Below are 20,694 nucleotides of genomic sequence, written 5' to 3' on the forward strand. Positions count from 1 at the left end.
ATGACATCGGAGGCAGGGGCGGGTCAGGCGAAAGCGCTTCCGGCGCGAGCGCGGCTCGTCGACGTGGCGAAGCGCGCGGGGGTGACCAAGTCCGTTGTCTCACGGATCCTGAACGACGACACCACGCTCCGGATCAGGCCCGAGACGCGTGAGCGCGTCCTCGCTGTCGCCGCGGAACTCGGGTATCGGCCCAACGTCACGGCGCGCGCGCTGTCGGTGTCGCGGACCAGGGCGTTCGCGCTGCTCATCCCTGATCTGTCGAACTCCGTGTACGCCGCGGTCACCCGCGGAGCCTTCCGCAGGGCGCGTGACCACGGCTACGTGCTGCTCATCGCCGAGGACGCAGCAGGGGACGACGACGCGGCCTATGCGGAGCTGGTGACGGCCGGGCGGGTGGACGGTCTCCTCGTCGCGTCGTCCCGGCCGGAGCACCCCCTGGTCGAGCGCCTCCTCGCCGATCGCGGTGGGCTGGCGCACGTCTTTCTCAACCGGGAGGTCCAGGGGTCCAACCGTAACGTCGGCATGGATATGCAGGGGGCGAGCGCCCTGGTCGTCGACCACCTTCATGACAGGGGGCATCGGCATATCGGAATGGTGACGGGTCCCCTGGACCTCGCTCCGGCCCGGTCCCGGCTGGACGGGTTTCAGGGCAGGCTGCGCGAGCTGGGCCTGGACGACACCGCCCACTTCGCCGGAACCTTCAGCGAGGCCGGCGGATGCGCGGCGGCACATGGACTGCTTGACGCGCGGCCGGAGCTGACCGCGCTGTACGCCAGCACGTTCCCGCAGGCCGTCGGGGTGATGAAGGCGGTGCGTGACCGAGGGTGGAAGGTGCCCGCCGACGTGTCGCTGATCGCGTACGACGACCTCCCCATGGCGGAGTTCCTCGATCCTCCCCTCACCACGCTCGCCATGCCGCTGGCGACGCTGGGAGCCGCGGCCGTCGACGCTCTCGTCGACCAGATAGAGGGCCGTGTGATCGGCAGCCGTCAGGTGCTGGGGGGGTACGAGATCGTGGAGCGGGCCTCGGTCGCCGTTCCGCGAGTCTGACGACCTCGAGGCGGTCGTGAGCTGATCGACGGGCGGCTGTTTCCCGCGGACCCGGGAGACAGCCGCCCGTTGACGTGTACGAGATCGAGGGTTGTGGGGTACGGGCTGCCACGCTACGGTGGAAAACCGGTTCTCCAGTGGGGACATCCCGATGCAACGACGCTCGAGGGAGATGTTCGATGACCAAGTCTGTTGTGCCCAGCGGTGTGTCCCGACGGGGATTCCTGGGCGGCTCACTAGGTGCGGCAGGGGCGGTGCTGTTGGCCGCGTGCTCTGGTGGCGGAAACTCGTCCCAGGGCGCCGGTGGCTCGAAGTTCGCGTTCTGGGACATGCCCTGGGGGTCCCCCGGGCCGGACTACCTCGCCGCGGGCGAGGACATCTCCGCAGCGTTCTCGGGTGGCTCGGCGACGTACCAGTCGATCAGCTGGGACGGGTGGCTTCAGACCTTCAGCTCGGCCATCGCTGCTGGGACCGGGCCGGCCATATCCACGGGCGGGGCGTTCCAGTCGTTGCAGTACTACGTCCAGGACGCGGTCCATCCGGCCGACGGGGTCATCGCGAAGCTGAGGTCCAAGGGGCAGCTGGACGACTTCCTGCCGGGCACGCTCGATGTGTTCAAGTACAAGGGTGCGTACACCGCACTGCCGTGGAACGTGGACTCGCGGCTGCTCTGGTACCGCAAGTCGCTGCTGGAGAAGGCCGGTGTGGAGGAGCCGCGCAGCTGGGACGACCTGTACCGGGTTGGTGTGGCGCTGAAGAAGAACGACGTGTACGGCATGGTCGCCTCGGGCGGTGCCGGGGGCAACGCCTACCAGACGTTCCTGTCGTTCGTGTTCAACAACGGTGGCGGCCTGTTCGACAAGGACGGCGAGCCGCAGTGCGTGACGGACGCGAACGTGGAGGCCGTGGAGTTCCTCATGAAGCTGGCCAAGGACGGAATCATGGACCCGGGCAGCGTGAGCTACACGGTGGCGAACCTGAACGACCAGTTCTCCTCGGGCGCCGCGGCGTTGTCGATCCTGCCACCGGACATCGCCAATTCCTTCGAAGACCCGCGGCTCAAGGCCGACATCACGTTGGGAAGCCCCCTGACCAGCCCGAACGGTACCAAGGGCACCATGGCGTACACGTCGGACCTGATCCTCTACACCGGTGACTGGGACACGGACGTGGTCGAGGACTTCGCGGTCTACTACCTCGACGCCATGTCGGCGTACTGGAAGAAGGGCGTCCTCAACAAGGTCCCGGTGCGCCAGAGCATCCTCGACCTGCCCGAGGTGCAGGCGCAGCCCAACCTGGTCAAGGCGACCAAGGAGTGGCTGCCCGTGGGCAAGTCCCTCACCCAGCTCGCCGGTGAGCCCTTCCCCGAGATCAACGCGGTCGACGGGGGACAGGCCATCACCCAGTGGGCCCAGCAGGTCATCCAGGCAAAGAGCAGTGGCGAGCAGACCCTTCGGACCCTGCAGGACGGCATCGAGAAGGTCATGTGACCCACGGGTCATCTGACGCACAGAAGGAGGCGTCCATGACGGACGTGTCGGTGCCGACGAGATCGGCGGCGAGGACGGACAGGCCTCGGGGCCGAGAGAGGAAGGCCGAGAGCCGGCACCCCGGGAGCAAGAAGACGATGGCGGCGATGCTCGCCCCGTCGATCTTCCTGCTCATCGCTCTCAACGCCTATCCGCTCTTCAACGCGGTTTCCCAGTCGCTGCGTGACGGTGGGATCGCGGGGCCCGGGGAGTTCATCGGCCTGGAGAACTACACGACCGCCTTGCAGGACCCCGCGTTCTGGGAAGCCGTGCGCTTCACCCTCCTGTTCACGGTGGTCTCGGTCTTCGTGGCCTGGGTCATCGGCACAGCCCTCGCTCTCGTGCTGCGCCGGTCCTTCCCCGGCAGATCGGTGTTCCGGGTGCTGCTCCTGCTGCCCTGGGTGGTCCCGGTGGTTGTCAGCACGACGAGCTGGAACTTCCTGGTCGCGACGCCGTCCAGCCCGGTGCCCACGCTCCTGCGTGAGCTCGGGTTCGGTGACGTCCAGATCCTGGCCAACCCCGGTTCGGCGATGGCGATCGTGATCATCTTCAAGATCTGGGGGACGGTCCCCTTCATGATGATGATGATGAGTTCCGCGCTGCAGGCGGTGGACCCCAGTGTCGAGGAAGCCTGCCGGCTCGACGGGGCCAGTCGTTGGCAACGCATCCGGCACGTCATCCTGCCGATCATGTCGAAGCCCGTCTACATCGCGTGGGTACTCGCCTCGATCTTCACGATCAACGACTTCCCCTCCGTCTTCCTGCTGACCGGGGGAGGACCCGTCGGGTCGACCTCGACGCTGGTCGTGTTCGCCTACCGGCTCGTGTTCCAGGACTTCCGCACCGGTTACGGCGTCGCGGTCGCCTTCCTCATCACCACCGCCCTGATCGCCATGTCCATCTACTTCTTCCGTCGCATCAACCGTGCGTCGGCGAACGGCTGAGGGCGGTACAGATGACCACTCCAGTACATTCCGCCCTCCGGGCCGGCACAGCCACCCCCGCCGCCGACCGCATCACGCGCAAGCAGCGGCGGGAATCCGCTGCCGGGTGGGCCAAGACAGCGGTCATGTCCGTCGTCACACTCGTGGCCCTGGCACCCATCATCATGATCCTGGTCCTGTCGGTCCGCTCGGGACAGACCGCCTCCGGGACGTACTCGTGGAACTTCTCGAACTACGTCGAGATCTTCTCCAAGACTCCTGTCCTCGACTACCTCTACAACAGCCTTGCCGTCACCCTGGGGACGACCGTGTTCGCGGTCGTGATCGGGGCGCTGGCGGGCTATCCGATGTCGAGACTGCGCAACAGGTTCATCGGCGGCTACACGCTCTCGCTCTTCGTCGTCCAGAGCCTGCCCGTCATCGTCTTCGTCATCCCGCTCTTCGTTGTCTTCGCGAAGATCGGAATGGCGGACACGCTCAGCGGTGTGGCCGTCATCTTCATCGCCGGCAGCATGGCCGTCACGTGCTGGATGATGGCTGCCTACTACGACTCCATCCCCGTCGAGCTGGAGGAGGCCGCCTGGGTCGACGGGGCCTCCCTGTGGGGAGGATTCGTCCGTGTGGTGCTGCGCAACTCGTACCCGGGCATTCTCTCGGCGGCGATCTTCAGCTTCCTCGTCGCGTGGAACGACTACCTGGTCGCCACCGTCTTCCTGAGGTCGCAGAGCAACTTCACGCTGCCGATCGGGCTCCAGACCTACTTCCAGCAGAACGCCACCGACTGGGGGCCCGTGATGGCGATGTCGGTCGTCATGCTGCTGCCGCCGGTGATCGTGTTCGCCGTGCTCAACCGCTTCTTCTCCATCGGAGGGATCGGCGGAGCGATCAAGTGACCACCCCCCATGAGGAGTACGAGCGCATGACCATGCCCGCAGAGAGCGCGGCGACCGTTCGAGGCAGGCGGTACCCGGCTGATCCCGAGTGGTTCTGCGACTTCCGGACCTTCCCTGTCCAGGGACTCGGTCCAGAGGTAGGCGTACACCGCCGGGACCCGAGCTCCGTCCTCACGGTCGACGGGCGGTACCACGTCTGGTACACCCGCTCGACCGGGGAGACCGACGGCTTCGGAACCGGCGACCCGACGGCCAAGGTCTTTCCCTGGGACTGGTCCGAGATCTGGCATGCCACGTCCGAAGACGGCGCCACCTGGGTCGAACAGGGGCGTGCCCTCGGCAGGGGCGAGCCAGGCAGCTACGACGACCGGAGCGTGTTCACCCCGGAGGTCCTGGAGCACCAAGGTTGGTTCTACCTCGTTTACCAGGTGATCCGGTCGCCCTACGCGCTACGGAGCTTCGAGTCGATCGCGATGGCGAAGGCACCGAGCCCGGACGGTCCGTGGGTCAGGTCCCCCCAGCCGATTCTCCGACCCCAGGCGGACGGTGAGTGGGCGGGAGAGGAGGACAACCGGCTGAGCGTCGTCTCCCAGGGGTCCTTCGACAGCCACAAGGTGCACGACCCGATCCTTGTCCCGTTCCAAGGCAGATTCTTCCTCTACTACAAGGGCGAGCAGATGGGGGAAGGGTTCTCCGCCGGCGGACGCACGACCCGGTGGGGCCTGGCGATCGCCGACGACATCGAGGGACCGTACCACCGATGTCCGGCCAACCCCGTGACGAACAGCGGACACGAGACCTGCGTCTGGCGATACGGCGACGGCATCGCCGCGATGCTCACCACCGACGGGCCGGAACGCAACACGATGCAGTTCGCGCCCGACGGGATCAACTTCGAGATCATGGCCCACATCGCGAACCCACCCGTCGCGACCGGTCCCCTCAGGCTCCCGGACCACGCCGTCGCGCCACTGGACGGGGTTCGCTGGGGACTGTGCCATGACGTCACGGCATCGTGGCACTACATCCAGGGGTTCGCGGCCGACGAGAGACAGAAGATGTTCTACACCAGCGGCCTGAGCCCCGAGACGGCGGAATCGGCAGAGGCCGACGTGCTTCCCGCTCCGCACGAAAAGTGACCTCGGCTCCCTGCCGTGAGGCCGGGTCAGACGCACACCTCAGAGAGAGACGGTACAAGGCATGATCGAACGGGTATGCACCGACCTCTATCGCATACCGCTCCCGACCAGGCTCACCGACTCGACGCACGGCGCCATGATGGACTTCGAGCTCATCACCGTGCGGATCGAGGACAGCGACGGGGCGACAGGTCTGGGCTACACCTACACGGTCAACCATGGTGGGGCGGCCGTGGCGACGATGGTGGACAAGGACCTGAGGGGCTGCCTGCTCGGTGCCGACGCCGAGCAGATCGAGAAGATCTGGCAGTTGATGTGGTGGCGGCTGCACTACGCCGGCCGCGGGGGGCACGCCACATCGGCGATCTCGGCCGTCGACATCGCCCTGTGGGACCTGAAGGGAATCCGGGCACGGACGCCGTTGTGGAAACTGTTCGGGGGATACGACCCTGTCGTGCCCGTGTATGCCGGCGGCATCGACCTGGAACTGCCCGTCGCCGATCTGAAGATGCAGGCGGACCGCTTCCTGGCCGAGGGATTCCGGGCCATCAAGATGAAGGTGGGCCGCCCCGACCTCAAGGAGGACGTCGACCGGGTGTCGGCGTTGCGTGAGCACCTCGGCGACTCCTTCCCGCTGATGGTCGACGCCAACATGAAGTGGACGGTTGACGGGGCGATTCGCGCGGCTCGGGCACTCGCACCCTTCGACCTGCACTGGATCGAGGAGCCGACGATTCCCGACGACCTTGTCGGCAACGCCCGGATCGTTCGGGAGAGCGGTCACACCATCGCGGGCGGCGAAAACCTCCACACCCTGTACGACTTCCACAACGCTGTCCGCGCCGGCTCCCTGACGCTTCCCGAGCCGGACGTCAGCAACATCGGCGGGTACACGACGTTCAGGAAGGTCGCCGCTCTGGCGGAGGCGAACAACATGCTGCTGACGTCGCACGGCGTGCACGACCTCACGGTGCATGCGCTCGCCTCGGTCCCCCACCGGACCTACATGGAGGCACACGGCTTCGGCCTGCACGCCTACATGGCCGAGCCGATGGCCGTCACGGACGGATGCGTCTCCGCTCCCGACCGCCCCGGGCACGGTGTGGTGCTGGACTTCGAGCGCCTTGGCCGGCTGGCGGTGGGGTGACCGGTCGCCCGGCCTGCGGCCGACCCCGTCGGCACTGTCGGCGGACCACCGGCCACGGCCGGTATGCCGATGAGCGGGCGGTCCCCGGTGACCGGGACCGGCCGCCTCCCCCCGTGACGTCCCATGACGTAAGGAATCGACGTGCTTCCCATCATCGGTGCTCTCCGCCCGTGGGCGGACCCTACGGTGACCTCCCTGCTCCGACTCCCGATGCGCGCGCGTCCCGCCGCCGAGGGGGACCGCCGGCTGTCGCTGGACGGCACCTGGTCCTTCCGGCTGTTCCCCTCTCCCGACCAGGTGCCTGCCGATGCCGTGAGAGGAGAGCGGGCGCCCGGGCAATGGCAATCGGTCGGCGTGCCCGGTAGCTGGCCGGTCCAGGTGGCCGACGACATTCCGCACTACACGAACATCCAGATGCCGTTCGCCGAGCCTCCGCCGCGGCTCCCGTCGCGCAACCCCACAGGTGTGTACCGCACGGCGTTCGACGTCCCGCCCCGCTGGGAGGGCCAACGGTTGCTGCTGCACGTGGGTGGCGCTGACAGTGTGCATGCCGTCTACCTCAACGGCGTGTTCGTCGGATACGGCACCGACGCCCGTCTCGGGAGCGAGTACGACGTGACCGAAGCGGCCCGCGTGGGGAGGAACCAGCTTGCCGTGGTCGTCGTGAGGTACTCGGCGCACAGCTTCGTCGAGGACCAGGACGGATGGTGGCTCGCCGGTCTCCACCGCGGTGTGCGTGTCGAGGCCCGCCCGCCTGTCGGACTCGTCGACCTGGATGCCCGGGCGGACCTCGATCCCCGCTCTGGTGAGGGAACGCTCGATGTCCGCGCCACGGTCGACTTCGGCGAAAGAACGGAGGCGGAGGGATATCGCGTGCGGGTTTCGCTGTCGGGCCGCGACGGTGCGGGTGTGGCGAGGCCTCAGGACGCGCCGGTTCCCCACGCGGTCAACAACACCTACGAGTTCTCCGGGCACATCGCCCGGATGCGCTGGGACGGGCTTCGGATCCTCCCCTGGTCGGCGGAGACGCCGGCGCTCTACGAAGTCGCAGCGGAGCTCATCGACCCGGCCGGAGACGTGGTCGACGCGACCCGGGTACGCGTGGGTTTCCGACGCGTCGAGATCGACGGGCCGGACTTCCTCGTGAACGGCCGACGTGTGTGGATCTTCGGGGTCAACCGGCACGACCACCACCCCGACACCGGTGCCGCGGTCACCGTGGAGGACATGCGTGCCGACCTGGCGGCCATGCGCCGGATGAACATCAATGCCATCCGTACGTCCCACTATCCGAACGATCCCGCCTTCTACGACCTCTGCGACGAACTGGGCTTCTACGTCGTCGACGAGGCCAACATCGAGTCGCACGCGTTCAACTGGTACCTCTGCGGCGAACCGAGGTACCGCGCGACCTGGCTGGAGCGCGGGGCCCGCATGGTGGCGCGTGACCGCAACCATCCCTGCGTGGTCCAGTGGAGTCTGGGCAACGAGAGCGGGTACGGCGTCAACCACGACGCTCTCGCGGGGTGGATCCGCCGCGCCGACCGCTCGCGTCCGCTCCACTACGAGGACGCCATCCGGAACTCCGGGTGGACCGACGGGGGCCGTCACGCCACGGACGTCGTCTGCCCGATGTATCCCGGCATCGAGGAGATCCGGGCCTACGGGGAGCAGGTGGCCGCCGGGGCGGCGGACCGCCCCTTGATCATGTGCGAGTACTCGCACGCCATGGGTAACAGCAACGGCTCACTGGCCGACTACTGGGATGTCATCACCTCCACGCCCGGACTCCAGGGCGGCTTCATCTGGGAGTGGAAGGACCACGGCCTGCGACAGCGGCTCCCCGACGGAACCACCCGCCTCGTGTACGGTGGGCAGTTCGGCGACGCGCCCCACGATGCGAACTTCGTCGCGGACGGCCTGGTTTCCGCCGATGTCGAGCCCCACCCCGGAACGGCCGAAGTCGCCTGGGCGTACCGGCCTGTGACCACTGAGTACGTGGACGGCGGGTTGTACGTGACCAACCGACGCCGTTTCGCCGGCACGGGAGACCTCGCGGCAGGCTGGGAACTCTTTCTGGACGGCGCCCCGGCGGCCTCCGGCACGCTCGACCTCCCCGACGTCGCGCCCGGTGGGAGCGTGACCGTGCCGCTGCCCGTGGACGCGGCGTACGCGGGCGCCGCGCAAGCCCTGCTGACCATCACGTGGCGGACCCGAACAGAGTCGTGGTTCGCACCGGCGGGACATCCCGTCGCGTGGGACCAGCTCGCTCTGCGGGACGGACGACCCGCCCCCGGCCCGCCGGCGAAAGGGGCTGTCGCGGTGCCGGGCGAGACGGCGGACGACCCGATGCCCAACGTGTGGCGCGCTGCGACGGACAACGATGGGCTCAAGCTGATGGAGCACATCGTCCGTGTGAGAGAGATGGGATCACGCACCCTTATCCGCTGGAGGGACGCCGGCCTGGACACGCGGCCCGCGCACGAGATCGTGGACCACACCGTCTCCGTGTCCAGGAGCGAGAGCGGTGCGGAATACCGTCACCGGTTCGAGGTGCCCGACGAGGCGACGGACCTGCCGCGTGTCGGCGTGCTGTTCCGCGTGGACCCCCGATTCGACCGGTTCGTCTGGTTCGGGCGGGGCCCGCACGAGAACTACCCGGACCGGAACCGGTCGGCGATGTTGGGCCGCTGGTCGTCGCAAGTGGAACCCTCTCCCTACCTCGTGCCGCAGGAATTCGGGCTGCGCACCGGGACACTCTGGCTTGAGCTGATCGACGACGATCGCGGCGACCGCCTTCGGCTGACCTCGCTCGGTGGTGACTTCTGCTGGTCGGCGACGCGGTATGCGCCTCAGGCGCTGTTCGCCGCCGAGAACGCCAGTGATCTGCGCGAGGACGACCGACTGGTCGTGTGCCTGGATGCGGCGCACAGGGGGGTCGGGACCGGGGCGTGCGGGCCCGACGTCCTCCCGCGGTACCGGATCGGACCGGGACAGTACGAGCTGGGCTACCGGATGGAACTGGTCCCCGGGGTGCAGGGGGTGGCGGGGGCGCCGCCGCACCCTCAGGACTCATCGCGTGCCGCATCGGTTGATGGTAGTCAGTGCAAGGACCGTCATGGAAGCTGAAAAACCGGTTTATCTACCTGGGTTGCGGTGACTGGCGCGACCTGGTCGACAGGCGGACGTAGGAGCCGTGGCCGAAGACGGGCGGGTCGTTCGACTGCGGCGAAGTGGTCCAGCCGGCTGCCGACGACAGTCAAGACGCCTGAACCGCCACCTAGGCCACCGCCGGCGCGGTTCGGACCACGTCGCCGCCGGTACCGGGTGTTCGCGAGTACGGCGCTCGGTGAACTGAACAAGCCGTAGCAGACGCTCTGCACCGCGGAGGAAGCCTTCCAACCGAGCGATCGCCGGTGGGAGGGAGCCACGCGGGGCGCCAGGGCGGTGTTCCGTCGAGCACCATCACACATCACACAGAGCCTGGAGAGTGATCCGCCTGATGACGGCCATGAGAACGGCAGGCGGTGGCCCACTGGTGGCCATCACGGAGTGCGACCATGATTCCTTCGACATAGAACGAGACGTAGTCACCTCCGCAGGGGGGCAACTCCTCGTCACCCAGTCCCGGGACGCCGACACGATGGTGGTCAATTGTGCCGGCGCCGACGCGATCGTGGTGCAGTACGCGGCGATCACGGAGCAGGTGATGGACCGTCTCCCACGCCTCAAGGTGATCGGACGCTACGGCGTCGGTGTCGACTCGGTGGACGTGGAGGCGGCGACGCGGCGCGGCATTCTCGTGTGCAACGTGCCCGACTACGGCACGGAGGCGGTATCGGACCACGCGATCGGGCTCGCCCTGTCCGTCGCCCGGGGCATCCCCCGGCTCGACCGGGGCGTGCGCGCCGGCTCGTTCGACCTCCCTGCGGTGCGTCCCCTGTACCAAGTGGGCCAACGAGTCTTCGGAGTCGTCGGGATGGGCCTTATCGGCGCGGCCACCGCACGCAAGGCAGCAGGGCTCGGCTATGACGTCATCGCCTACGACAGCGCCGCGGACCCGGACGCGCAGACATTCCGCGGTTTTCGCTCCGTCGGCCTCCACGAGCTGCTCGAACGGGCACAGGTCGTCTCCGTCCATACGCCCCTCACGGAGCAGACGCGCGGTCTGCTGGGCGCCGACGCGTTCGCACGGATGCGTCCCGACGCGATCGTTGTCAACACGAGCCGAGGCGGGGTGATCGATACGGGTGCTCTCGTCGACGCCCTCAAGCGCGGCGCCGTCGCAGGAGCTGGCATCGATGTCCACGAGATCGAGCCGCTCCCGCGGGATCACCCGCTGACGTCGTTCGACAACGTCGTACTCACGCCGCATCTTGCCTGGTACAGCGAGGAGTCCTACGCGGAGCTCAAGAGGCGCACCGTGGAGAACGTCGTCGACGCCTGCGCTGGGCGCACGCCCCGAAACGTGGTGAATCCCGAGGCGCTGCCGGCGGCTGCGCAGCGGTCGGAGGGTCGGCGATGACGGGCGGGATGAGCGCCGTGGTGTGGGCCGGCGTCAACGATGTCCGCGTGGAGGAGGTGCCGATGCCCGAGGTGCCGCCGGGATGGGCGCTGGTCCGGGTCGCCTGCACCGGGATCTGTGGCACGGACCTGGGGATCGTGCACGGCAAGCACCCGCGGGCGCGACAGGGACTGATCCTCGGTCACGAGATCTCGGGCTGGGTCGAGGTCACGGCGCCGGGCGGGCCTCCGGAAGGTGCGCTGGTGGTCGCTGAACCGCTGATCTCCTGCAAAGACTGCCGTGCGTGCCGGGAGGGCCACAGCCATGTGTGCGCCCGGCTCGGTCTGTTCGGCATCGACGCGCCAGGAGGCGCCGCGCAGTTCGTGGCGCTGCCGACGTCGACTCTGCATCAGGTCCCGTCGCGCGTCGAACCCACGCAGGCGGCGCTGACCGAGCCGCTGGCGGTCGCCGTACACGCGGTCAGCCGCTCGGGGATGGAAGCCGGGGATGTGGTGGCTGTCTTCGGCGCGGGGCCGATAGGCATACTCACCGCACTGGTGGCCCGGCACGAGGGGGCATCGCACGTAGTGGTCGCCGAGCCGAACGCCCGCCGTCGTGCAGTGGCGAGCGACATGGGGCTGAGAGCGGTCCCTGACGGTGCACAGCTGCGGGACATGGTCGCGGAGCTCTCGCAGGGCGACGGAGCCGACACGACGTTCGACAGCGCGGCCCACCCCGCTGTGGCCGCCGAACTCGCCGATGTCACCCGTGTCCTCGGCCGCGTAGTCATCGTCGGTGTGTACAAGGAACCAGCCGCGGTCGACCTCCAGGCCGTGTGCTTCAAAGAGCAGTCCGTGGTCGGCGTGCGGGTCTACACGCGCGAAGACTTCCGCACCGCGATCGACCTGGTCGCGCAGAACGCGCTGGGGCTGGACAGGTTCCCGGTATCCGTCTACGGGTTCGACCGGATTTCCGACGCCTTCGACGCAGCGGCCACAGGGTCGGGCGGACTGAAAGTTCTCATCAGCACACACAGAGACGAAGCCACATGATCTCCTCATTCGACCTCACGGGCCGTACCGCCGTCGTCACGGGCGGAGGGCGCGGCCTCGGACTGGGTATCAGCCGCGCGTTGTTGAACGCGGGCGCCGATGTAGTCGTGCTCAGCCGGAGCGCCCTGGATGACCGGCTGAGGCGGACAGCCGCAGATCTCGGACGCTCGGTGAGTCACGTCGGTGTCGATCTCCGGGACCGCGAGGGCGTGGCGGCCGCGGGGGCCGAAGTGCTCGCCGGTCACCAGGTCGACATCCTGGTCAACAACGCCGGAGCGCAGATCCGGCACCCTGCCGAGGACTTCCCGCTCGATGCCTGGGACGCGGTGCTCGACGTCAACCTGCGCTCGGTGGTCCAGCTGTGCCAGATCTTCGGGCGGCCCATGATCCAGCGCGGTGAGGGAAAGATCATCAACCTCGCATCACTGCTCAGCTTTCAGGGCGGATTCACCGTGGCCGCGTACGCGGCGAGCAAGGGTGCCGTCGCGCAGCTCACCAAGGCTCTGTGCAATGAATGGGCGGGCCGAGGGGTCAACGTCAACGCGATAGCGCCCGGATACATGGCCACAGAGATGAACACGGCACTGCTTGAGGACCCCGTCCGGCTGGAGCAGCTCTCGGTCCGTATCCCGGCCGGCCGATGGGGAGGCCCGGATGACGTGGGCGACGTGGCGGTTTTCCTGGCCTCCCGCGCGGCGGCATACGTTCATGGCCAGGTCCTCGCTGTCGACGGGGGATGGCTTGCCCGTTAGGCGCCGGGCGCCGCAGTTCGGTGACGTGAGTCGAGGCGCCGTCCACGCGGGTGCCGGGGAGCGCGGCACCAACGCCACGGCCGGGAGGTCGCGTGGGACGAGGACACCGAGCGGCAGATGCAGGTACGCGGGCTACCCGCCGGGCGCACCGCCCTGGAATCTACAACTTGTCGTCAAAAGGCGAGGAATATCGCCCCAAGAGGGGATTCACAGTGAGAATAGTGAAGGTCCGCACCTTTCACGTTCGCCCTAGATGGCTGTTCGTGGCGGTGGAGACCGACAAGGGTGTCATCGGATGGGGTGAGGCCGTTGTCGAAGGGCAGGCGAGGGTCGTCGAGCGCATGATCGGCGACCTCGCGGAATACCTCGCAGGGCGCGACCCCAGACGGATCGAACACCACTGGCAGGGAATGTACCGTGGGGCCTTCTACCGCGGCGGAGCCGTCCTGTGCAGTGCGATCAGTGGAATCGACCAGGCGCTGTGGGACATCACCGCCAGGGACCTGGGAGTCCCCGTCCACGCATTGCTGGGCGGCGCTGTCCGTGATTCGGTGCGCATGTACGGGCACGCCCGGGGCGTCACGGACGCGGAGTTCGCCCACGCCGCGCGGCGCTCACGGTCCGCGGGAATGACGGCGATCAAGTTCGGGTTGGACGGACCGGTAAGGGCCCTCGACACGGTGGAGTACGTCGACCGCCAGGTTGCCCGCGTCGCTGCGGTTCGCGAGGCTGTGGGCCCCGCCTTCGACATCGCGCTCGACTTCCACGGCCGCACGTCACCTGCCATGGCCCGACGCCTGGCAGAACGCCTGAGTCCGATGGGCCCCCTCTTCATCGAGGAGCCGTGTCTCCCGGAGAACGTCGACGCCCTGGCGGAGATCGCCAGGGCGACGAACGTGCCGATCGCGGCCGGCGAACGGATCTTCACCAAGTGGGGCTTCCGGGAACTCCTCGAACGCCGGGCCGTGTCCGTCGTCCAGCCCGACCTGTGCCATGCCGGCGGGATCAGCGAAGTCCGTCGGATCGCCGCCATGGCCGAGGCCCACTATGTCGCGCTCGCTCCGCACAACCCCCTGGGGCCCGTCTCGCTGGCCGCCTGCCTTCAAGTGGCCGCCAGCACACCCAATTTCCTGATCCAGGAGTATCTGGCACTGGACGACGGGGCCGATCTCGGCGCCGGGATCCTGGCGGTGCCGTTCTCGGTCGAGAACGGACACATAGCCGTACCCACCGGGCCGGGCCTGGGCATCGAAGTCGACGAAGCACAGCTCATGGACCGTGTCTACGCCGGCGACTGGACCACACCCCGCTTCACCCACCAGGACGGATCGCACGGTGACTGGTGACGCGGGCCGACAGCGAAGCACTCGACACCTCGAACAGGCGGGACAGAATGGGGACCATGAAGACCGGGCGCCGGCCGGACGAGGGAGCCGTCGGAACGTCCGTGACCATGCACGAGGCGGAAGCCCGATGACCCGGCCTGTGGTGGAAGGAGGGCCTGCCGTCGTCTGTCTGGGCGAGACGATGGCGCAGATCGTGCCGATCGACGGCCTTCGTCTTCACGAGGCGTCCGCCTGTGCCTTCGGGGTGGCGGGCGCCGAGTCGAACGTCGCGATCTCCCTCTCGAGGCTGGGCACAGCCGCGTTCTGGGCCGGATTCGTCGGAGACGACCCGATGGGTCTCCGTGTCCTTGGCGAACTCCGTCGGCACGGCGTGGTGACGAAGCTCGCGCGTACGATGCCGGGACGCAGAACGGGCGTCTACTTCAAGGACCCCGCGCCCGAAGGGTCCGGCATCTACTACTACCGGTCCGGCTCGGCCGCCACGCTCATGGACGGAGAGTACGCGGAACGGATCGCTGCGGTGCGTCCCCGCTGGATCCACCTGACCGGTGTTACGCCGGCATTGTCGGAGAACTGTCGTGAAGCGGTCATCTCGCTGATCGAGCTCGCGGGTGACACGGGAGCGAGTGTCAGTTTCGACGTCAACTACCGCCCGTCCCTCTGGCCAGCCCGCGACGCTGCGGCACAGTCGCTCATGGCCATCGCCGATCGTTGCAATGTGGTTTTCGTCGGCCTCGACGAGGCGCAGACCCTGTGGAAATCTTGCACCGCGGGAGCGGTCCGGGACCATCTCCCGAGTCCGGACGTCGTCGTAGTGAAGGACGGCGGCAGAGAGGCCGTCGCCTTCCGCGGAGGCCGTCGGACCGCGGTGCCCGCGCTGCCCGTCGACGTGGTCGAACCCGTCGGTGCCGGTGACGCGTTCGCCGCAGGATGGATTCACGGAGCCCTCGTGGGCCTTGACGCGGCCGGTTGCCTGCGACTCGGGCACCTGCTGGCCGGTGCCGCGATGACATCGCTCTCGGACGTTGCCGACCTGCCTACCGCCCCGGCAGCGCTGGTAGCACGGGCGAAGCACGGCAACGAATGGCCCGGACACGGTTCCCCTGCCGAGGCGAGCCCACACCCCTGAACACCAGGCACCCCACGGACACCGTCGTCGGAGGAGTCATGCCGCGTTACGAGACTGCCAGCCGAATCGCCCGAGATGGGGTCGTCGCTGTGGTCCGCTCACATAGCCCTGATCTCGCCCGAGAGCAGGCACTGGCCCTGTTGAAAGCCGGTCAGCGCGTCGTGGAGGTGTCGATGACCACTCCCGGGGCCCTTGATGTCGTCGCGGACCTGAGCCACGGCTGGCCGGCGCACGAAGCTCTGATCGGTGTCGGCACCGTCCTGGACGAAGCCACCGTACGCATGAGCGAGCTCGCCGGCGCACGATTCGTCGTATCTCCCACGGTGAACCGCACCGTCCTCCGAGCCGCACATCGCTACGGCATGGCGACCCTGGCGGGCGCACTGAGCCCCACCGAGGCCGCCACGGCGATCGAGGAAGGCGCCGACTTCGTCAAGTTGTTCCCCGCGAGCGTCTACGGTGCGGACGCCGTGAGACATCTGCTTGCTCCCTTCCCACAGCTCGCCCTGGTTCCCACCGGCGGTGTGCCCCTCGAGCTGGCGCCCGACTACATCCGCGCGGGTGCGGTGGCTGTGGGAATCGGCAGCGAACTGACTTCCGGAGACCCTCGCTCGATCGAGGGCAGGGTGCGGCAGTTGCGCACCGCGGTGGCCCGAGAGAAGGCCGAGCGCACGGCGAGAGCATGACCACCCTGTCTGACCGTGCGGGAGGCACTGCCACGCGGCGCGGCGTGGGCGCGCGCTGGTGGTTGTGCCTTCGGCTGGATGCGACGGTTGCGGCTGGGCCGAGCAGCAGCCAACGCGCCGGGCGAGCCGTGAGGGCGATCGTGAAGAGAGGAGATGCCCAGATGCCGGGCGATCGCCCGGATCGGCATCTGCTCGGCCCGGTGCAGCCTGCGGATCTCTGCCCAGTCCTCCACGCGGATCACCCTTCCCTCCTGACCTTCCGATCACGATCAGGTTCAGGCGAAGACCACCGAGAGGGTCACTTTTGATCCGCCGTCAGAGGGTCACAATTCAGGCGTCGCCGAGACCTTGGCTCCCTGCCTGCTCTGGAGGCGTGGCCGTGCCGCATGTTCAGCGGTCCCCGGCGGGCGACGACGTGACAGAGCATGTGAACCGCTCGCGGGCCAGTCGTGACCATGGAATCCCGACGGCGGCCCAACCTTGCCCTCTGACGGCACTGGTGCCGGCGGGGATCAGCTACCGCCAGGCGTACTCGTCGTCACCTCCCCCGATGCCGAGCGACCAGGCGAGTTCGCCGGCGGCAGGCAGCTCCGCCTCTCCGGACCCGGTGGATCCGGTCGAAGACTCCTGTCTGCCGGCATTCCGAATCGTCTGTCCACGTCCGCAGGAGGCCACGACACGCTCTGGCCGGGCAGTCGTCGTGGTGGGTGTCGGCGCTGGGGGAGAGGTGGTCGTGTGAAGCCTTCCCGTGATCGTGGACACCTGGAGACTGAGATGTGAGAGCCCAGAGGAAGCAGTGCCAGGTGGGAAGCAAGTACACGAAGCGGTACTTGGAGGAGTACAAGCGGGACGCAATCGAGCTCGTGCGGTCGTCGGGCCGGACGGTGACCGAGGCCGCCCGGGAGCTCGGGATCAGCCGGAGTGAACCGTTCCAGGTTCGGTACGGGTTCGGTAGAGACTTCAGTCGGACTCCAGAGACGAGGGGACGATGCGTCGGGGCTTCGGCGGGGCATCCTCACCTGCCACGGCGGGCCCTGGGGATGCCATGCACAGGAAGGCCGGCTTGATGAATCGTGACCGGCGCGACGGGGCGAGTGACCGAGGTCGCCGCTGGATCACAGTCGGGCACGGCACGAAATTCTGGGAACTACTGCAGCCGTACCGATTGTCACCCTGCGACACTCCGCTGTAGCATTCGGGAAACCGGTTCACCTCATTGAATGATCAGGCGAGCGAAAGCCCAGAAACTTACCTCCTGGAGCCTAGCTCCTCCTGCGCCGTGGAATGATCGTGCCACGTGGGCGTTCCGGAACTTTTTGCACGCACGCGAGCTCTCGAATTTTGGCGCCCAGGGGCTGCGGAAGTCATTGCCAAATATAAGATTCTTCAGCCAGGCGGGAATCGAAGAAGGAGAACGATCGTGGTCAACCGACGTGATCTCATCAAGTGGAGTGCCGTCGCACTCGGAGCGGGTGCGGGGCTCGCGGGTCCCGCACCCGCCGCTCATGCCGCAGACCTCGAATGGGAACAGTACCCCGTGCCGGCCGCCCCTGGCGGAAACAGGTCCTGGCAGCTTCTCCCCAGCCATTCGGACGACTTCAACTACACCGGCAAGCCTCAAACCTTCAGGGGCAGATGGCTGGACCAGCACAAGGATGGCTGGTCGGGCCCGGCCAACAGCCTCTACAGTGCGCGCCATTCCTGGGTGGCTGACGGAAATCTCATCGTCGAGGGCCGCAGGGCGCCGGACGGGAGGGTCTACTGCGGCTACGTGACCTCCCGCACCCCAGTCGAGTACCCTCTCTATACCGAAGTACTCATGCGTGTGAGCGGGCTGAAGCTCTCATCGAATTTCTGGCTCCTGAGCAGAGACGACGTCAACGAGATTGACGTGATCGAATGCTACGGCAACGAGTCATTGCACGGAAAGCACATGAACACCGCCTACCACATATTCCAGCGGAACCCCTTCACTGAACTGGCGAGAAGCCAGAAGGGGTATTTCGCAGATGGGAGCTACGGGTACAATGGTGAGACTGGGCAGGTGTTTGGGGACGGCGCCGGGCAACCTCTTCTTCGGAATGGATTCCACCGCTACGGCGTGCACTGGATAAGCGCCACCGAATTCGATTTCTACTTCAACGGCAGGTTGGTGCGCCGGCTGAACCGGTCGAACGACCTCAGGGACCCCCGGAGCCGGTTCTTCGACCAGCCAATGCATCTGATCCTCAACACCGAGAGTCATCAGTGGCGCGTCGACCGAGGTATCGAACCCACGGACGCGGAACTCGCAGACCCCAGCATCAACAACATCTACTACCGCTGGGTCAGGACGTATCAGGCCGTGTAGGTCAGCACCTCACGGAACGGAAGATTTCAAGTCCAGTGAGCTGTTCCCAGTAACCGTCGGCCACCGTCCGTGAGCGGGAGGCGCGTCGCGCGGTCCGCGGTATCCCCCAAGTCCGGGCAGGCGTAAGGTGAACCGCCCCGGGTTCGGTAGAGACTTCAGATTGTGGTTGTGACCTGGGGTTTCGTGATCGTGAGGTAGTAGTTGGTCTCGTATTCGGCGGGTGGGACGTGCCCTATTTCACCGTGGAGGCGGCGGTGGCAGTACCAGTCGACCCATTCCGCGGTGGCCAGCTCGACCTGGGAGAGCGTCCTCCAGGGGCGCCCCGGTTTGATCAGCTCGGTCTTGAACAGGCCGATCGTGGACTCCATGAGGGCATTGTCGTAGGCGTCGCCGACGGAGCCGATCGAGGCCGCGATGCCGGCGGCGTCCAAGTGCTCGGCGAGCCGGAAACTCGTATACTGCGACCCGGCATCGGAATGATGTATCAACTCGCCCCGCTGATGGGGCTGTTCGTCGCGGTCGCGCTGCCACAGGGCCATGTCCAGGGCGTCCAGGACGAGTCTGGTCTCCTTCGACGTAGCGGCGGACCAGCCGACGATCCGGCGGGAGAACGTGTCGACGACGAAGGCGACGTAGACGACTGCCGACCAGGTCTTGACGTGGGTGAAGTCGGCGACCCAGCAGCGGTTGGGGGCGGCCGCGACGAAGTTGCGGTCCAGTAGGTCCGGTGCCCGCTCGACGGCGCTGTCCGGGGTCGTGGTGATGATCTTTCTCCCGCGGACGGCGCCTGTGATGCCGAGTTCCCGCATCAGGCGCTCGACGGTGCACCGGGCTACGGGGTGGCCCTGGCGGTGCAGCTCGCGCCATACCTTCCTGGCGCCGTAGACGCGGAAGTTGGCCTCGTGGACCTCGGTGATCAACTCCTTGAGGGCAGCATCGCGCACCCGCCTGGCCGAGGGTTCGGCGGCGCGCTTCTTCGCCGCGTAGTAGGTGGAGGGGGCGATCTTGCAGTCGTGCTCGGTGAGCACGCGGCAGATCGGCTCGACACCGCCGAAGCGGTCCCGGTGCTCGTCGATGAACGCTACGAGCGTGTGTGTGGCCGGTCGAGCTCGGCCGCGAAGAAACTTGCCGCAGCCTTGAGGATGTCGTTCGCTCGCTTCAGTTCGGCGATCTCCTTCTTCATCGCCTTAATCTGCGCGGACTCCTCCGTGGTCGTCCCCGGCCGTCGCCCGGAGTCGACCTCGTCCCGCTTCACCCAGTTCCGCAGGGTCTCGGCCGAACCGATCCCGAGCTTCTGGGCGACCGCCCTCAAGGCGGCCGACTCGTTCGGATAGTCACCACGGACCTCGGCGACCATACGGACCGCTCGTTTGCGCAGCTCAGAGGGATAGGAGGAGGGACGTGCCATGACTCAATCCTTTCACGGAATCGAGTCTCTACCGAACCCGGAACGGTTCAGAGGGCCGGCGGGACATTCTCGGGCTGTGGGCCGGCGACGGCGGCGAGGGCGCCAAGCACTGGATGCACATCCTCACCGAAATCAAGAACCGCGGCGTGAACGACGTCCTCATGCTCGTCTGCGACGGGTTGAAGGGGCTTCCTGACGCGGTCGAGACCGTCTGGCCCCGCACCGTCGTGCAGACCTGCGTGGTCCATCTGCTGCGGAACTCCTTCCGCTATGCCGCCCGCCAGGACTGGGACAAGATCGCCAAGGTCCTCAAGCCCGTCTACACCGCGGCGACCGAGGACGCGGCCCTCGATCGGTTCGCGGAGTTCGCCGACGCATGGGGCAAGAAGTATCCGGCGATCGTCAGGCTCTGGGAGAACGCGTGGGAGGAGTTCACCCCGTTCCTGCGCTTCGACACCGAGATCCGCCGCATCGTCTGCACCACCAACGCGATCGAGTCCGTCAACGCCAGGATCCGCCGGGCGGTGAAAGCCCGGGGGCACTTCCCGAACGAACAGGCCGCCCTGAAGTGCGTCTACATGGCGATCATGTCGCTCGACCCGACCGGCAAGGGCCAGGCCCGCTGGACCATGCGCTGGAAGACAGCCCTGAACGCCTTCGATATCACCTTCGACGGCCGACTCTCCGCAGCACGTCAGTAACCCTCAACAACCCGAGTTACACCGCTCGTTTGACAGACCCGACGAGGAAGGGCCGCTCCGCACC

16 protein-coding genes and 1 pseudogene are annotated in these 20,694 nt (G+C 67.3%); 16 read left to right on the plus strand and 1 reads right to left on the minus strand.

From position 1 onward, the window contains the following. The 15 genes from AC0VY3_RS36365 to AC0VY3_RS36435 form a co-directional block, all read left to right on the plus strand. The coding region (locus AC0VY3_RS36365) for a LacI family DNA-binding transcriptional regulator (protein ID WP_011029024.1) at nt 1-1,050 on the plus strand (1,050 nt) is incomplete at its 5' end. 179 nt (nt 1,051-1,229) lie between these two features. Continuing rightward, on the plus strand, nt 1,230-2,540 hold the full coding sequence (locus tag AC0VY3_RS36370; RefSeq protein WP_475551820.1) for an ABC transporter substrate-binding protein: 1,311 nt from the start codon (nt 1,230-1,232) through the stop codon (nt 2,538-2,540). Between the two features lie 35 nt (nt 2,541-2,575). Next, nucleotides 2,576-3,523 (plus strand): carbohydrate ABC transporter permease, encoded by a 948-nt coding sequence (locus AC0VY3_RS36375; RefSeq protein WP_475551821.1) that lies wholly within the window; start codon nt 2,576-2,578, stop codon nt 3,521-3,523. 11 nt (nt 3,524-3,534) lie between these two features. Further along, the gene (locus tag AC0VY3_RS36380; protein ID WP_103546196.1) at nt 3,535-4,416 is read left to right on the plus strand and encodes a carbohydrate ABC transporter permease; all 882 of its coding nucleotides are present in this window, start codon (nt 3,535-3,537) and stop codon (nt 4,414-4,416) included. 26 nt (nt 4,417-4,442) lie between these two features. Beyond that, nucleotides 4,443-5,555, plus strand: a complete 1,113-nt coding sequence (locus tag AC0VY3_RS36385) for a glycoside hydrolase family 117 protein (protein WP_475551947.1) — start codon at nt 4,443-4,445, stop codon at nt 5,553-5,555. Between the two features lie 61 nt (nt 5,556-5,616). Beyond that, nucleotides 5,617-6,702, plus strand: coding sequence for a 3,6-anhydro-alpha-L-galactonate cycloisomerase (locus tag AC0VY3_RS36390; protein ID WP_475551822.1), 1,086 nt, complete (start codon nt 5,617-5,619; stop codon nt 6,700-6,702). A 186-nt stretch (nt 6,703-6,888) separates the two neighbouring features. Next, nucleotides 6,889-9,831, plus strand: coding sequence for a glycoside hydrolase family 2 TIM barrel-domain containing protein (locus tag AC0VY3_RS36395; RefSeq protein WP_475551823.1), 2,943 nt, complete (start codon nt 6,889-6,891; stop codon nt 9,829-9,831). 409 nt (nt 9,832-10,240) lie between these two features. Further along, the gene (locus AC0VY3_RS36400) at nt 10,241-11,227 is read left to right on the plus strand and encodes a C-terminal binding protein (RefSeq protein WP_202883666.1); all 987 of its coding nucleotides are present in this window, start codon (nt 10,241-10,243) and stop codon (nt 11,225-11,227) included. A gap of 8 nt (nt 11,228-11,235) precedes the next feature. Beyond that, nucleotides 11,236-12,258, plus strand: a complete 1,023-nt coding sequence (locus tag AC0VY3_RS36405; protein WP_475551824.1) for a zinc-dependent alcohol dehydrogenase — start codon at nt 11,236-11,238, stop codon at nt 12,256-12,258. Continuing rightward, complete coding sequence (locus AC0VY3_RS36410) at nt 12,255-13,010, plus strand: SDR family oxidoreductase (protein WP_011029015.1); 756 nt, start codon at nt 12,255-12,257, stop codon at nt 13,008-13,010. The genes AC0VY3_RS36405 and AC0VY3_RS36410 overlap by 4 nt, the downstream gene beginning before the upstream one ends. A gap of 212 nt (nt 13,011-13,222) precedes the next feature. After that, nucleotides 13,223-14,356: a galactonate dehydratase gene (gene dgoD / locus AC0VY3_RS36415; protein WP_011029014.1), complete on the plus strand. Its 1,134-nt coding sequence runs from the start codon at nt 13,223-13,225 to the stop codon at nt 14,354-14,356. A 127-nt stretch (nt 14,357-14,483) separates the two neighbouring features. Further along, nucleotides 14,484-15,485, plus strand: coding sequence for a sugar kinase (locus AC0VY3_RS36420; RefSeq protein WP_475551948.1), 1,002 nt, complete (start codon nt 14,484-14,486; stop codon nt 15,483-15,485). A 38-nt stretch (nt 15,486-15,523) separates the two neighbouring features. Then, a complete protein-coding gene (locus AC0VY3_RS36425) occupies nt 15,524-16,171 on the plus strand; it encodes a bifunctional 4-hydroxy-2-oxoglutarate aldolase/2-dehydro-3-deoxy-phosphogluconate aldolase (protein ID WP_011029012.1) in 648 nt (215 codons plus the stop codon). A gap of 803 nt (nt 16,172-16,974) precedes the next feature. Beyond that, entirely contained in the window at nt 16,975-17,238 is a 264-nt protein-coding gene (locus AC0VY3_RS36430; protein WP_011029011.1) for a transposase, read from the plus strand. A gap of 353 nt (nt 17,239-17,591) precedes the next feature. After that, a complete protein-coding gene (locus tag AC0VY3_RS36435) occupies nt 17,592-18,521 on the plus strand; it encodes a family 16 glycosylhydrolase (RefSeq protein ID WP_011029010.1) in 930 nt (309 codons plus the stop codon). A gap of 155 nt (nt 18,522-18,676) precedes the next feature. On the opposite strand, the gene AC0VY3_RS36440 is transcribed toward AC0VY3_RS36435, so the two are convergent. After that, nucleotides 18,677-19,929, minus strand: a protein-coding gene (locus AC0VY3_RS36440) for an IS3 family transposase (protein WP_475551825.1) whose coding sequence is annotated in 2 segments (ribosomal slippage) — nt 18,677-19,647 and nt 19,647-19,929 — 1,254 coding nt in all. Because the reading frame shifts where the segments join, the coding sequence is not laid out codon by codon here. A gap of 50 nt (nt 19,930-19,979) precedes the next feature. Here AC0VY3_RS36440 and AC0VY3_RS36445 point away from each other — a divergent pair. After that, nucleotides 19,980-20,630: pseudogene (locus AC0VY3_RS36445) on the plus strand (IS256 family transposase); the annotation flags it as partial. Between the last annotated feature and the right edge of the window lie 64 nt (nt 20,631-20,694).

This window comes from Streptomyces sp. iso_384, assembly GCF_056172905.1.

Excerpts from the sequence above, each read along its gene's own strand:
- AC0VY3_RS36390 (WP_475551822.1), top strand. The coding sequence starts at position 5,617 with ATGATCGAACGGGTATGCACCGACCTCTATCGCATACCGCTCCCGACC.
- AC0VY3_RS36420 (WP_475551948.1), top strand. The coding sequence starts at position 14,484 with ATGACCCGGCCTGTGGTGGAAGGAGGGCCTGCCGTCGTCTGTCTGGGC.
- AC0VY3_RS36385 (WP_475551947.1), top strand. The coding sequence starts at position 4,443 with ATGACCATGCCCGCAGAGAGCGCGGCGACCGTTCGAGGCAGGCGGTAC.
- AC0VY3_RS36380 (WP_103546196.1), top strand. The coding sequence starts at position 3,535 with ATGACCACTCCAGTACATTCCGCCCTCCGGGCCGGCACAGCCACCCCC.
- AC0VY3_RS36410 (WP_011029015.1), top strand. The coding sequence starts at position 12,255 with ATGATCTCCTCATTCGACCTCACGGGCCGTACCGCCGTCGTCACGGGC.
- AC0VY3_RS36425 (WP_011029012.1), top strand. The coding sequence starts at position 15,524 with ATGCCGCGTTACGAGACTGCCAGCCGAATCGCCCGAGATGGGGTCGTC.
- AC0VY3_RS36405 (WP_475551824.1), top strand. The coding sequence starts at position 11,236 with ATGAGCGCCGTGGTGTGGGCCGGCGTCAACGATGTCCGCGTGGAGGAG.
- AC0VY3_RS36370 (WP_475551820.1), top strand. The coding sequence starts at position 1,230 with ATGACCAAGTCTGTTGTGCCCAGCGGTGTGTCCCGACGGGGATTCCTG.
- AC0VY3_RS36375 (WP_475551821.1), top strand. The coding sequence starts at position 2,576 with ATGACGGACGTGTCGGTGCCGACGAGATCGGCGGCGAGGACGGACAGG.